This is a genomic window from Pseudoalteromonas atlantica, from assembly GCA_007988745.1.
In the GTDB taxonomy this organism is placed as follows: domain Bacteria; phylum Pseudomonadota; class Gammaproteobacteria; order Enterobacterales; family Alteromonadaceae; genus Pseudoalteromonas; species Pseudoalteromonas atlantica.
Map to the genome: position 1 here is coordinate 1 of BJUT01000030.1, position 14,380 is coordinate 14,380.

At 41.8% G+C, this 14,380-nt stretch carries 11 protein-coding genes and 1 riboswitch; of the genes, 3 read left to right on the forward strand and 8 right to left on the reverse strand.

Annotated features, from left to right (window positions below; all coding sequences use genetic code 11):
• Positions 1 to 150: 150 nt before the first annotated feature.
• From PAT01_RS12695 to dapB, 8 genes are all read right to left on the reverse strand, one after another.
• A complete protein-coding gene (locus PAT01_RS12695) occupies positions 151 to 1,284 on the reverse strand; it encodes an L-dopachrome tautomerase-related protein (RefSeq protein WP_064385173.1) in 1,134 nt (377 codons plus the stop codon).
• Positions 1,285 to 1,292: 8 nt separating this feature from the next.
• A complete protein-coding gene (locus tag PAT01_RS12700) occupies positions 1,293 to 1,784 on the reverse strand; it encodes a cupin domain-containing protein (RefSeq protein ID WP_154945577.1) in 492 nt (163 codons plus the stop codon).
• 189 nt (positions 1,785 to 1,973) lie between these two features.
• Positions 1,974 to 2,627, reverse strand: coding sequence for a 3,4-dihydroxy-2-butanone-4-phosphate synthase (gene ribB / locus PAT01_RS12705; protein WP_138578707.1), 654 nt, complete (start codon positions 2,625 to 2,627; stop codon positions 1,974 to 1,976).
• Positions 2,628 to 2,851: 224 nt separating this feature from the next.
• A riboswitch (FMN riboswitch) is annotated at positions 2,852 to 3,033 on the reverse strand.
• 67 nt (positions 3,034 to 3,100) lie between these two features.
• The gene (locus tag PAT01_RS12710) at positions 3,101 to 4,159 is read right to left on the reverse strand and encodes a S66 family peptidase (protein WP_024033385.1); all 1,059 of its coding nucleotides are present in this window, start codon (positions 4,157 to 4,159) and stop codon (positions 3,101 to 3,103) included.
• Positions 4,160 to 4,512: 353 nt separating this feature from the next.
• Positions 4,513 to 4,989 carry a transcription elongation factor GreA gene (gene greA / locus PAT01_RS12715; RefSeq protein ID WP_004588092.1) on the reverse strand — a complete coding sequence of 159 codons (477 nt, stop codon included), beginning with the start codon at positions 4,987 to 4,989 and terminating at the stop codon, positions 4,513 to 4,515.
• A 46-nt stretch (positions 4,990 to 5,035) separates the two neighbouring features.
• Complete coding sequence (gene carB, locus PAT01_RS12720; protein WP_024033384.1) at positions 5,036 to 8,254, reverse strand: carbamoyl-phosphate synthase large subunit; 3,219 nt, start codon at positions 8,252 to 8,254, stop codon at positions 5,036 to 5,038.
• A 16-nt stretch (positions 8,255 to 8,270) separates the two neighbouring features.
• Entirely contained in the window at positions 8,271 to 9,407 is a 1,137-nt protein-coding gene (carA, locus tag PAT01_RS12725) for a glutamine-hydrolyzing carbamoyl-phosphate synthase small subunit (RefSeq protein ID WP_004588094.1), read from the reverse strand.
• A gap of 364 nt (positions 9,408 to 9,771) precedes the next feature.
• Positions 9,772 to 10,569 carry a 4-hydroxy-tetrahydrodipicolinate reductase gene (dapB, locus tag PAT01_RS12730; RefSeq protein WP_055255032.1) on the reverse strand — a complete coding sequence of 266 codons (798 nt, stop codon included), beginning with the start codon at positions 10,567 to 10,569 and terminating at the stop codon, positions 9,772 to 9,774.
• 339 nt (positions 10,570 to 10,908) lie between these two features.
• Here dapB and PAT01_RS12735 point away from each other — a divergent pair, with 339 nt between their 5' ends.
• The 3 genes from PAT01_RS12735 to PAT01_RS12745 all read left to right on the forward strand — a co-directional run bounded on the left by PAT01_RS12735 (position 10,909) and on the right by PAT01_RS12745 (position 14,320).
• Positions 10,909 to 12,222 carry a Na+/H+ antiporter NhaC family protein gene (locus PAT01_RS12735; protein WP_004588096.1) on the forward strand — a complete coding sequence of 438 codons (1,314 nt, stop codon included), beginning with the start codon at positions 10,909 to 10,911 and terminating at the stop codon, positions 12,220 to 12,222.
• A 134-nt stretch (positions 12,223 to 12,356) separates the two neighbouring features.
• The gene (locus tag PAT01_RS12740) at positions 12,357 to 13,145 is read left to right on the forward strand and encodes a hypothetical protein (RefSeq protein WP_055255029.1); all 789 of its coding nucleotides are present in this window, start codon (positions 12,357 to 12,359) and stop codon (positions 13,143 to 13,145) included.
• A 161-nt stretch (positions 13,146 to 13,306) separates the two neighbouring features.
• Entirely contained in the window at positions 13,307 to 14,320 is a 1,014-nt protein-coding gene (locus tag PAT01_RS12745) for an alpha/beta fold hydrolase (RefSeq protein WP_138578709.1), read from the forward strand.
• Positions 14,321 to 14,380 lie beyond the last annotated feature (60 nt).

The window sequence follows — 14,380 nt, forward strand, 5'->3', positions numbered from 1 at the left end:
CGCTATTTAGTCGTTCTAAGTGAGAATTTTTTAACGCAGATAGCGACACGTTTAGCCCCTGAAAATGATTAAGCGTTAATGCGGATTGGTATAAGTAGTAAATAAAATAAAAAACACGCCATAAAGGCGTGCTTAATTTACACATTATAGTTAGCGCCCTATTACGCCCTCAGCTAAAGGTTTAAATCTAAATATGTAATAGGGTGCTTTATTTTGAGCATTGCCGTTATTAAGTTGTGCTGAAAGCGGCAATTGTGCAGCGCCGGTGTACATGTAACCCTCAGGTCCAATGCTTACACCATCTGGCCAAATCATGTTTTTATCGTACGTGTAATCACGGTACGTACGTGTTTTGGCATCAATAACGCCCACAGTACGCTCACCCACTATGGTTAAATATAAATTATCATCAGCATCAATACTTAAGCCACCGTTTACTGGTTTTTGTGCGTATTGCTCTACACGTTCGCCTAGTTGTTTATCGGTTAATTGCTCGTTAGCAATATCGGCCATTTTTATACGGTAAACATACTTTTTATTAAGCGGAGCAAAGTAAAGCCATTGCTGCGCGTTATCAAGCACAATGCCATCGGCACCAATAAAGGCATTAAGTTGCTTTTGGTTATCAGTCCCTTCATCAATCATTATTGGCATTGTGTAATCGGGTAATGCACTTTCGTGACCTTGCAGTACTCGCCGGCTCTTACCTGTTTTAGTATTAACGATAATAAGGGCGGCTTGCTTGCCATTTCCGCCATCTGCAATACCTTCATCAGCGATCACCAATGTATTGTATTTGCTCGATATAGCTAAATCATTAAGTTGAGATTGAGCAACCGATATAGGGCTAGGTAAATAAATAATTTTATTAAGCTTATTGTTTAGCGCATCCCATGATATCAGCTTTGGCGTAATACGCGGCTGCGCCTGTCCTGAGTCGAGTATCCATACATTACCTCTGTCATCAGCCCTTACCCCTAATACCCAATTTAAATAGTTAGCGGGATTTTTTAAGCTGCCATCACTTTTATAAGGAATTTGCATTTGCGCATTAGGAAATGGCACTACCTCACCACTTTTTAAAAGCTCCCCCACTTTTACTTTTGGGTTATAAAAAGGGTGATAACTAAAAATAAAGCGCTTGTTTAGTGTATACGTAATACCGCCCACAGCACCGTCGGTTTGTGCGTAAACCTCAGCGGGTACCGTGTCATTTGCAAAAGCCGAGGCACTTATTAGCAAGGCTATAGCGCTTAGCCCTAATTTAGATTTATTTAAAAACATAATTTGCCCTACTTTTGCTTAATGTAATTAGCTGTGCCGTCTATCCAGTCTTGTCGAGCTGGGGCAAAAAAATCAATATCTACCGTATCTTGGGTAAAGTGAAATTCGTGCGGTACATTGGCCGGAATCACCATCATGTCACCCGCTTTCATAAGGTATTGTTTACCGCCAGAAAACACTTTAGCCTCGCCTGACATGATCCACGTCACTTGTTCATTCGGGTGTTTATGAAGCGGTACTTTGCCGCCTTTTTTAGCCACCCATTTTACAAACGTAGATTGCGTACCATGAAAATATTGGCGTGTTAAATATGAGCCCATTTGCTCTTTGGGTTGGCTGTCGAGATTAAGTAAAAAAGGGGCGTTGGTAATGTGCTGATTATAACTATCCATTATGCCCATTTGGGGTGCAGGCGTTATTTGCTGTTCAAGTTTACTTTGCGCTGCCCATACGCCACTGCTTGTTAAAGCAGTTGCTAATAAAAGCGTGTTAATTTTCATAGTTTCACCTAAATAATAAACTGTGTGCGGCTGCACTGACTATTTAGGTAAAGTTTACAGGCTGAGGATTTTTGAAAAAGTCGCCTAGGCAAGAAACATTATCAAATAAAAACGAGTAATTAATTACTTATTACAAAATAAAAACCCAGCAATAAAGCTGGGTTTTACTTAGGTAATGCTTAAAAAACCTTAACTGACCTTTAATTCTTGCATTTGTATGTACTTTACTAAGTCTTCAATCGTTACCACTGTCATGCTGTGTTTATTAGCATAATCACTTACCTGTGGTAAACGCGCCATGGTGCCATCAGGATTAGTGAGTTCACAAATAACCCCAAACGGTTTTAAACCAGCCAGCTGCATTAAATCAACAGATGCCTCGGTGTGGCCGCGGCGAACTAAAACCCCACCTGTTTGTGCTTTTAAGCCAAATACATGGCCTGGGCGCGATAAATCACTGGGTTTGGCGTTATCGGCTGTGGCAGCTTTAATCGTTGTTACTCGATCTGCGGCCGATACGCCGGTTGTAACACCATATTTAGCCTCTATTGTGACTGTGTAGGCTGTATTATTTTGGCTGGTGTTGTGAGTTACCATTTGCGGTAGCTCGAGCTGCTTAATACGCTCATCGCCCATACACAGGCACACAATACCGCTGCCTTCGCGGATCATTTCCGCCATTTGTTGGGTGGTTAAATGCTCGGCAGAAAAAACAAAATCACCTTCGTTTTCGCGGTTCTCGTCATCAACAACAAGTACGCCTTGGCCTTGCTGCAAAGCAGCAATGGCGTTTTCTACACGGGTGTGGCTTTCACCAAATTGGCTAAGTAAAGACTGAATCATTATTATATTCCACATAAAAATAAATAGATTCAGGACACTGAAAGGCATGGCAAAATACACAAACTAAATTGCGCACTTTTTGCCACGAAACAGCTTATACCAATCCGCTTAATTAAGTGATTTATTTTGAGGTTGGAAAAACGTGTCGCTCAAAATGATTAAGTATTATTGCGAATTGGTATTAAACACGCAGCCACAGGCAACGTGTTTGCATACGCTACAAGCTATATTCTCTTTCATCCGGACTATAACCGTCGGCTCTGGCATCTCACCAGATCTGCTTGACCTTTATTTAATACATTAAAAAACGATTATTAAATAAAGCGCTCGCGGGCTCGTTTTATTCAAAAGCTAATGAGTAAAACATACCGCCGGTGGGGAATTTCACCCCGCCCTGAGAATGTACCGTGAACTTATCTGTTCACGGCCTGCGCATTATACGCGTGTATTTATACGTTATTCAAAAATAAACGTTAAATAAGCTCAGTATTTAGTGAGGCATTGAGTACTTTACCTTGGTTAATATCGGCCGTGAGTGAGCATTTTGCGCCATTAACTAAGTTTAAATTTGGCTGCACATGGCCAATATCAGCATCTATTATTACCGGGAATAAGCAACCACCCAATGCCACGTCTAGCGCATGGCGGTAATCAAATGCATCGTGATGACTTTGTGTTATTTCGCTGCGCCCTAAAATAAGGCCGTTAATATCATCAAATACACCGGCAAGTTTGAGCGACAGTAAAAATCGCGCCACGGTGGTAGGGGTAAGCTCTGAATTTTCTAAGTATAAAATTAGCCCTTCGTTCGCACTGTGTTTTTTAAAGTCATGCAATGCTAAAAATGGCGAATCCAGCAATAACCCTACGGTATCAAGGCAGCCGCCAAATAAGCGCCCAGACATCTCTATTGTGCGCTCATCTGTGTAATTTAGGCACTGCCACTGGGTAGGCTCGCTTGGCGCTAGCAGCTCATCGGGGTTTTGTGCGTAATTGGGTTTATTTTTTTGATAATAAGCAGAAGGTCCTTGCTCAAATTTACTTCCCGACTCGTAGGTAATGGTTTCAAAAATTTGTAAGCTGTAGGGGTTTGTTTCATCTGGGTGAAGCTGCATTAGGTTGGCACTATGAAGTGTTGCCCATTGGCACTTAGCCGTAAGTGCACAGGCAATTGTGCTCACATCAGAAAAACCCACCAGCCATTTAGGTTTGGCCTCTTTTATGGCGTTAAAATCCAGTAGTGGCAAAATTTCCATCGCCAGCTCTCCGCCCATTGGCGGCATAATGGCGGCAACCTCATCGTCTAGCAAAAAGCCCATTAATTGCTTGGCATGCGCTTTTGCATCTAATTCATCGCGGGGTTTATTTTGGCGTAAAAACTCCCCTTCTACTACCTCGTAACCACGGTGTTTTAAACCGTCTATCACTCTATCTAATCGTGCATGGTATTTTTCTTTTAAGCCCGACGATAGCGAGCAAATAGCAATTTTAGAGCCTACTTTTAAAGGCGCTGGATAAAGTATATTAGCCATGAATGTTCCTTTTAATAAAGTGATTCCAGTGTGTAAAAGCCGTTATGCATTTACACATTACCTATATGAATGTACCTATATCAACACGCACACTCTTTATGCAATATGAATAAGCGTAGAGTGTGTTTAGCACTTATGCAGTCACCATTTTATTTATAAATTTTTTAACGGGTAATGGCACGCGCTTTTTTAGCAATCCAATTATGCCAATCCGTTTAACTCAGCTCTTTATTTTGAGGGGTGGTGTTATATATGGGGTTTATGGGGGTAAGTTGCTATTAGCTAGTTTTTAGGTATAAAAAAACCGATGCAATTGCATCGGTTTTTGCTTGTACATTACTGTGAGCTAAATATTAAAGATACTCAACGTCAATGATTTCGTACTCAACGTCGCCTTTAGGCGTTTTAATGGTCACAGCATCATCTGTTTGTTTACCAATTAAACCGCGCGCAATCGGTGAGTTAACAGAAATTAAGTTATTTTTAATATCTGCTTCGTCATCACCCACAATACGGTAGGTTACTTCGGCATCTGTTTCTACATTTACAATAGTGACAGTAGTACCAAAAATAACTTTACCTGTATTAGGCATTTTAGTTACGTCAATAATTTGCACATTTGAAAGCTTAGCTTCAATTTCTTGAATACGGCCTTCACAAAAACCCTGTTGCTCACGCGCTGCGTGGTATTCAGCGTTTTCTTTTAAGTCACCATGTTCACGTGCAATCGCAATATCATTTACGATTTTAGGACGGGTAACTGTTTTTAATTCGTTAAGCTCTTCGCGCAGTAACTCTGCGCCACGAACTGTCATCGGAATTGATTGCATACTTTTCTCACTTAACACCAAGGCCTAGTGGCCTTGGTACATTTCCTTAGTTCAATCGCTGGTGTAGCTCTTGAACTGACGTCACTTTACTACGGTCGTCCGCTTGGTTAGCAGTACAGTTAGCAAATGCCGCGTTCAAGGTTGTCGTGTAGTTGGTTTTGTTTTGCAATGCACCACGACGCAACACCTTCGAATCTTCGATCGCTTGGCGACCTTCGGTGGTATTTACGATATAGCTGTACTCTTTATTCTTGATGTTATCAAGAATATGCGGGCGGCCTTCATATACTTTGTTTACACGGCGTACTTCAATACCGGCCTCTTTTAAAGCCTCTGCTGTGCCACCTGTTGCATCAATTTCAAAACCAAGGTCTGTCATGGTTTTAGCAAGTTCTACAACACGAGACTTATCGCTGTTACGTACAGATAGTAACGCGCGACCACCGCGTGGTAAAGTGTTGCTTGCACCTAATTGTGCTTTTGCGAACGCTTCGGCGAAAGTATCGCCAACACCCATTACTTCACCTGTAGAACGCATCTCTGGGCCACGGATAGGATCCACACCTTGGAACTTAGCAAACGGTAAAACAACTTCTTTAACGCTGTAATACGGTGGAATTACTTCTTTAGTAATGCCTTGGCTTGCTAAAGACTGACCCGCCATACAACGCGCGGCTACTTTTGCAAGTGCAATACCGGTCGCTTTAGATACAAACGGTACAGTACGCGCCGCACGTGGATTCACTTCAATTAAGTACACTTTGCCATCTTTTACAGCAAATTGTGTATTCATTAAGCCCACTACGCCAAGCTCAAGTGCCATATCGGTTACTTGTTTGCGCATAACATCTTGCACTTCTTGTGATAAAGAGTGTGCAGGTAATGAACATGCTGAGTCACCCGAGTGAACACCCGCTTGCTCAATGTGCTCCATTATGCCGCCAATAATTACTTGCTCACCGTCACAAATTGCATCAACGTCCACTTCGATTGCGTTATCTAAGAAGTGATCAAGTAGTACTGGCGCTTCATTTGAAGCTTGTACCGCTTCGGTCATGTAACGACGTAAGTCTTGCTCATCGTAAACAATTTCCATTGCACGGCCACCCAGTACGTACGATGGACGCACAACCAGTGGGAAGCCAATTTCACCTGATTTAAGTAATGCTTCTTCAGTTGATGTAACTGTTGCGTTTTCTGGTTGTAGTAAATCAAGACGCTCTACTAACTGTTGGAAACGCTCACGGTCTTCTGCGCGGTCAATCGCATCTGGTGAAGTACCAATTACTGGCACACCATTCGCTTCAAGTTCACGTGCTAGTTTAAGTGGTGTTTGGCCACCGTACTGTACAATCACACCTTTTGGTTTTTCAACACGTACAATTTCTAATACGTCTTCAAGTGTAATTGGTTCAAAGAATAGACGGTCAGAGGTATCGTAATCGGTAGAAACCGTTTCAGGGTTACAGTTAACCATGATGGTCTCATAGCCGTCTTCGCGTAGCGCAAGGGCTGCGTGCACACAACAGTAGTCAAACTCAATGCCTTGGCCGATACGGTTAGGACCGCCGCCAATAACCATGATTTTGTCTTTGTCTGACGGGTTAGCTTCACACTCTTCATCGTACGTTGAGTACATGTAAGCTGTGTCTGAGCTAAATTCGGCAGCACAGGTATCAACACGCTTGTACACAGGGACAATGTTTAACTGATGACGCTTTTTGCGAATTTCGGCTTCAGATACACCAGCAATTTCAGCAATACGTGGGTCGGCGAAGCCTTTACGCTTAAGTTTACGTAAAAACTCTGCATTTAAGCCGGCCATGCCACCTTCAGCAATTTTAGCTTCGTCTTTTAAAATGTCTTCTATTTGTACTAAGTACCAAGGGTCAACTTTGGTAAGTTCAAATACTTCTTCTACGCTCATACCGTGGCGCATTGCATCGGCAATGTACCAAATACGCTCAGCGCCTGGCTCGCGTAGTTCACGAATAATTTTTTCGCGCGCTTTGGGGTCATCAAGTGCCACAATTGGGTTAAAGCCCGTTGCGCCTACTTCAAGACCGCGTAATGCTTTGTGTAACGATTCTTGCTGGTTACGACCAATCGCCATTACTTCGCCCACTGATTTCATTTGCGTTGTTAAGCGGTCGTTCGCGCCGGCAAATTTTTCAAAGTTAAAGCGAGGAATTTTTGTTACTACGTAGTCGATTGATGGCTCAAATGACGCTGGTGTTTTACCACCCGTAATGTCGTTTTGAAGTTCATCTAACGTGTAACCAATTGCTAACTTAGCGGCAATTTTAGCAATAGGGAAACCCGTTGCTTTAGATGCCAGTGCTGATGAGCGAGATACACGTGGGTTCATCTCAATGATAACCATACGGCCATCATCAGGGTTTACACCAAACTGTACGTTTGAACCACCCGTTTCAACACCAATTTCACGCAGTACCGCCATAGAGGCATTACGCATTAATTGGTATTCTTTGTCGGTTAGGGTTTGTGCTGGTGCAACGGTGATTGAATCACCAGTGTGTACACCCATTGGGTCAAAGTTTTCGATAGAACATACAATGATACAGTTGTCTTTTTTGTCGCGAACAACTTCCATTTCATATTCTTTCCAGCCAATCAGTGATTCATCAATCAACAACTCACTTGTTGGTGATAAATCTAGGCCGCGTTCACAGATTTCGTTAAATTCTTCCATGTTGTAAGCCACACCGCCACCGGTGCCACCCATAGTGAAAGAAGGACGAATAATACACGGAAAACCAATACGTGTTAGCGTATCGTGTGCTTCATCCATAGAGTGAGCAATTTCAGCACGTGGACATTCAAGACCAATGTTTTTCATGGCTACGTCAAAGCGTTCACGGTTCTCTGCTTTGTCGATTGCATCAGCGGTTGCGCCAATTAGCTCAACGCCGTGTTTAGCCAGTACGCCGTGCTTATCTAAATCAAGTGCACAGTTTAATGCCGTTTGACCACCCATTGTTGGTAGTACTGCATCTGGTTTTTCTTTTTCAATAATTTTTTCTACCACTTCCCAATGAATAGGTTCGATGTACGTTGCATCGGCCATTTCTGGGTCGGTCATGATAGTCGCTGGGTTTGAGTTAACTAATATAACTCTAAAGCCTTCTTCTCTAAGTGCTTTACACGCTTGAGCACCAGAGTAATCAAATTCACAAGCTTGACCAATTACAATTGGGCCTGCGCCTAAGATAAGAATGCTTTTTAAATCGGTACGTTTTGGCATTATTACTCCAGTTAAATTAGTTATTACGCGCTTGCATCAGGTCGATGAAGTGGTCAAATAATGGGGCTGCATCGTGCGGGCCTGGGCTTGCTTCTGGGTGACCTTGGAAGCTAAACGCTGGCTTATCAGTACGATGAATACCTTGTAGTGTTCCATCAAATAACGATTTGTGCGTGGCACGTAAGTTACTTGGTAGTGTGTCTTCATCGGCAGCAAAACCGTGGTTTTGTGCGGTGATCATTACTACATCGCGGTCTAAGTCTTTTACTGGGTGGTTACCACCGTGGTGGCCAAATTTCATTTTTACTGTTTTAGCACCTGAGGCCAGTGCTAATAATTGATGCCCTAAACAAATACCAAAAATTGGTGTGTCGGTTTCTAAAAAGGTTTTAATTGCATCAATAGCGTAAGTACATGGCTCTGGATCGCCAGGACCATTAGATAAGAAGATACCATCTGGGTTTAAAGCAAGTACATCGGCGGCTGAGGTTTGCGCTGGTACAACGGTTAATTTACAACCGCGATCAACTAGCATACGTAAAATATTACGTTTAACACCGAAGTCGTAGGCTACTACATGAAACTTTTCATCATCGCTGCTAAGGGTTTTAAATCCTTGGCCTAATGTCCAGCTTGATTCGCGCCACTCAAAATTTTCCTTGGTTGAGACAACTTTTGCTAAATCCATACCTTTTAAACCTGGGAAGGTTTGCGCGGCTTGTAACGCTTTGTTTTCGTCTAACTCGTCACCGGCAATAATACAGCCGTTTTGTGCGCCTTTGTCGCGCAAAATACGGGTAAGCTTTCTGGTGTCGATGTCCGCAATACCTAAAATATTACGTTGTTTTAAGTAATCATCTAACGATTGCTCGTTACGAAAGTTACTTGCTAGCAGTGGCAAATCACGGATCACTAGGCCTTTAGCCCAAATTTGATTCGCTTCTTCGTCTTCGCTGTTGGTACCCGTATTGCCGATATGTGGGTACGTCAAAGTTACGATTTGTTCCGCGTATGATGGATCAGTCAAAATTTCTTGATAACCAGTCATAGACGTATTGAATACTACTTCACCGACTGACATGCCGTCAGCGCCGATTGCAGTACCGCGAAACACTGTGCCGTCTTCTAGGACTAACAGAGCGGATTTAGTCAAGTTAAACCTCCTAACAGTAAAAAACGGGAGTAAGCAAATGCTTAACACCCCGCCAATACCCAGAGGGATCGTCAAAACCAGATTTTTTTGTGAGCTTAAATTGTTTTACGCAGTCTTAAATGATGCCGATATAAAACGCTAAACCTTCAATCATTTTTCTTGCCTAAAACTCTTTTCATTCCCACTGAAACCCCTGGTTTTACTAGCCACTTGGGTATAATTGGAAACACGCATTTAGTAATTTTTGGCAAATTGGCTGCATTCTACATGAAGATGCTATTTAGGTCTAACGTTATTTAGATAAATACTACAAATAAGTCGCTTTAGGCAAAAATAGACCCAAACAGCTAAAAAAGTAACTAAACTACTTCAGATCTAGCACATCTTGCATATCATAAAGTCCTGCTGGTTTATTTTGTAACCACTGCGCAGCCCTTATAGCTCCTAATGCAAAGGTCATTCGCGAACTTGCTTTGTGGGTTAATTCAAGCCTTTCGCCCATAGTTGCGAAATAGGCGGTGTGTTCACCTACTATGTCCCCGCCTCTTAGCACTGAATAGCCAATTTCATTTTGCGATTTTGCGGTTTCTACTTGGCTGCGGTCGTATACCGCTACTTCATCGTGATCCCACCCTTTAGCCTGTGCAATAGATTCACCAATGGCTAATGCTGTGCCCGATGGCGCATCTATTTTATGACGATGATGCGCTTCAAAAACTTCTATATCTAGGTCGTCACCAAACTTAGTGGCCGCTGTTTGCACTAGGTTAAGTAACACATTAACGCCAACGCTGTAGTTACGCGCAAACACAATAGGAATATGTTTAGCAGCATTTTCTAATAATGCCATGTCTTCGCTAGTTAAACCTGTGGTGCCTATAACCATAGGCAGTTTTTTATCGAGCGCTGTTTTTAAGTGATTGCGCATACCTGCTGGTAACGTGAAATCGATAAGTACATCAACATCAGCAACCTTGCTCTCGTCGCTAAAGCTAATGGATTTGTCGGCTGAACTGTTTACTTGATTTACATTAATACCCAATAACGATGAGCTGCTGCGAACATACGCACCACCAAGTTGTGCTTGCTCTTTAATTGTCGCGGCTTCTAATAGGGCTAAGCCCATTCTGCCGTTAGCACCAAAAACACCTATTCGATTCATTGTTATTGCCTTAATCTGATTTAGTTGGATCTGTTGTTGCGTACCCTGACTAATTTGCCGCCCTAAATTTGCTTTGAGCAATTATTAGCCGCATATAATCGCACACCGGTAGATATTATCTAAAAGTCGTGCAATAGTCAGGTAAGCCCTTAATTAAATAATAATAACAATACCAGTTTACTTTAGCCATCTATACATTTAAACTTCCCTTTCGCGTCGATTTGGTCTTTGGCTTGCGGGCGCTGTGGTCATCTACTTTTTTATTAAAGAGTGATCTACTAAATTCAGCTAAAAGAGGAGTTTTGGCTGTGGTTATACTAACTGGTTATGAGGAATACAATGCAGCCAACATTTAATAAAAACAAAGCAATTCTATCTTTGCTTCCCCTTCTTACCTTTGTAGCCCTTTTTTTAGGCTCAGGTTTATATTTACAATCGCAAGGGGTTGATTACGCTTTTTACCAGCTCCCAGCGCCGGTTGCTATACTACCCGCTATTATGCTTGCCTTTATTTTAAACAAAGGCACTGTAAACCAATGTGTTGAAACCTTTATTAAAGGCGCAGGACACAACAACATTATTACCATGTGTTTAATTTACTTACTTGCCGGTGCATTTTCGGCAGTAGCAAGTGCCACCGGTGGTGTGGATGCGGTTGTAAACGCTGGCTTGTCACTTATTCCCCCGTCGCTGTTATTACCTGGGCTATTTTTAATTGCTGCGGTTGTCTCTACTGCAATGGGTACATCAATGGGTACCATTGGTGCTATAGGACCTATTGCTTATGCGGTATCGGTTAAAACAGGCATCGACCCTGCGCTAATGGCCGGTACTATAGTATCGGGCGCAATGTTTGGTGATAATCTTTCTATTATTTCAGACACCACTATTGCTGCAACGCGTACGCAAGGCTGTGAAATGAAAGACAAGTTTAAAGAAAACTTAAAAATAGCGGTTCCTGCTGCCGTATTAACCATTGCTTTGCTGCTTTATTTAACACCTGCTCCACAAGCAGTAGAAACTAAAGATTTTGATTTATTATTAGTGCTGCCTTATGCCTTTATTTTAGTATTGGCTGTTGCCGGTATGAACGTGTTTGTGGTGCTATTTAGCGGTATTGTATTTGCCGCGCTAATGGGCTTTACCGGCAGCTACGAAGGCGCAAGCTTTGTAAAAGATATTTACAAAGGCTTTACCGATATGCAGGAAATATTTTTACTTTCTATGTTTATTGGTGGCTTATCTGAATTTATTCGTATTAACGGCGGCCTTGATTTTCTGGCACAAAAAATTCAAGCCATTACAAAAGTGATTGCCAAGTGGCACCGCAAAGTAGCTGATCAGCTTGGTATAGCTGCGTTGGTATTAACCAGCAACGTGTGTATAGCCAATAACACGGTATCAATTATTGTTGCAGGTCCTATTGCTAAAAAACTTGCTGATGATGGCGAAATAAGTGGTAAACGCTCTGCAAGTTTACTTGATATTTTTGCTTGTGTTACGCAAGGCTCACTGCCCTATGGTGCTCAAGCATTACTGTTAGGTGCTACGTTTAAAATTAGCCCGTGGGAAGTGTCAACGTCATCTTACTACTGCTTTATTTTAGCCTTTACTGCCATTGCCGTTATTTGTTTGCGCCGCAATAAAGCCTAAACTTTGTGCAAAACCTTATGTTGCAGCTTAATAAATAAGCTGCAACATATGTTAAAATAATAATCTACAAATCAATACCTTGTGCTATAATGCGCGCTTTCGCGTGTCACTAAAATTATAGTTAAATATAGATTATGAAATTTAAAAAAATACTTCCCCTCGTTACTCTTACGTCAATCGCTTTATCATCTTCTGCCCTTGCTGCTAATTGGAGCAGTACCGCATTACATGTTAATAATGGCGACCAAAAAAACCCATTTACCAAGCAAGAATCAGACACTACTGTTTACTCGCTGCAACATGCATCGGGCTATGATTACGGTGATAACTTTTTCTTTATTGATTACAGCAAAGACGATACAACCGACGGCTACCAAGATAGCGACTTTTACGGCGAATGGTATTCAACGCTAAGCTTATCGGCTATTAGCGGTGAGAAAATTGGCGCAGGTGCATTATTAGATGTAGGCCTTACTGGCGGAATTAACGTTGCCGGCGATGCCAAAATGATGAAATACCTACCGGGTGTTAAATTAAGCTGGGATGTACCTGGGTTCAACTTTTTTCAAACACTTGTCACTGCCTATATTGATGACAGTGAAGGCGTAGCCAAAGGCGGTGCCCCTATTGAAACTAACAGCTGGATGTTTGATGTAGCCTTTGAATACCCGTTTACCCTAGGCTCGCAAAAATTTAGCTTTAAAGGACACGCTGAGTACATTGCAGAGCGCGAAGATGAATTTGGTAACGACGTAGAAGCGTGGATACTTGCACAGCCTATTTTAGTATGGGATATGGGTCACGCGTTAGAAATGAAAGAAAACACCCTATTACTGGGTATGGAACTGCAATACTGGCATAACAAGCTAGGCACTGAGGTCACTGAATCGGTTCCACAAATACACGTTGAGTGGACTTTTTAAGTCCATACAGTGTAAAACAGAGTCAACATTACTTTTAAACGGAGCACTTAAACAGTGCTCTTTTTTTGCCATGAAAACTATTTAATTGAACAGCCTTTAATACTTAGTTATTGTCTTACTTTAATTAAAGCCGTGTGCTTGCCTTTAATAGGAGTAAGGAAATGCCAGCGATTAAAGTTATTTGTTTGTCTGCATTATTAGCCTTTACTAATAATGCATTTGCCAGTAGTACAGAACCCTCTAAAACCCTCTCTTACGATGCACTTTTAACAAATTACCAGTATGATTTTAAAGTAAATTATTTTGATATTGCATCACAAAAGCAATCGCTAAAAATGGCGTATATTTATTTAAAACCCACGCAAAAAAATATGCCAACAGTGACGCTAATGCACGGTAAAAACTTTAATGCCGACTACTGGAGCCCCACAGCCCGTTACTTACAGTCGCTTGGATTTGGGGTGCTGATCCCCGATCAAATTGGGTTTGGTAAGTCTTCAAAGCCCACTAACTATCAATATTCATTTGCGGCGCTTGCGCATCATACACATGCATTAATGGACTCGCTAAAGCTTGAAAAGTCGGTTGTTGTTGGCCACTCTATGGGGGGAATGCTAGCGAGCCGTTTTGCATTAATGTACCCAGATACAACCACTAAACTGATTTTGCTTAATCCAATAGGGCTTGAAAACTACTTACACTATGTAAAATACAAAGACACCAACTTTTTTTATAAAAATGAGCTTAACAAAACGCCCGAAGGTGTTAAAAAGTACCAGCAAAAAAACTATTACGACGGTCAATGGAATGCTCAGTATTCAGCATTAACCGACTTTATTACAGGGCAAATACAAGGCCCAGATAAAGAGCAAATTGCCTGGGTTAACGCTAAAACCTACGATATGATTTTTACCCAACCGGTGATCACTGAATTTAAAGACTTAACCGTCCCCGTTAAATTAATTATTGGTACGCGTGACAGAACAGGCCCTGGCCGAAACTGGAAAAAAGACGGGATAGATTATCAGCTGGGGCGTTACGATAAATTAGGAAAACACGCTGCTGCGCTTATTCCTGATGCGCAACTGTTTGAACTTGATAATTTAGGTCATTTACCGCAAGTAGAAGATTTTGAGCGATTTAAGGCAGTTTTTAAACAAGCACTAAGTGATTAATAGCTTGATACTTAATAAAATAAAGCCCCTGTAAGTATACTGCTTACAGGGGCTTTTTAT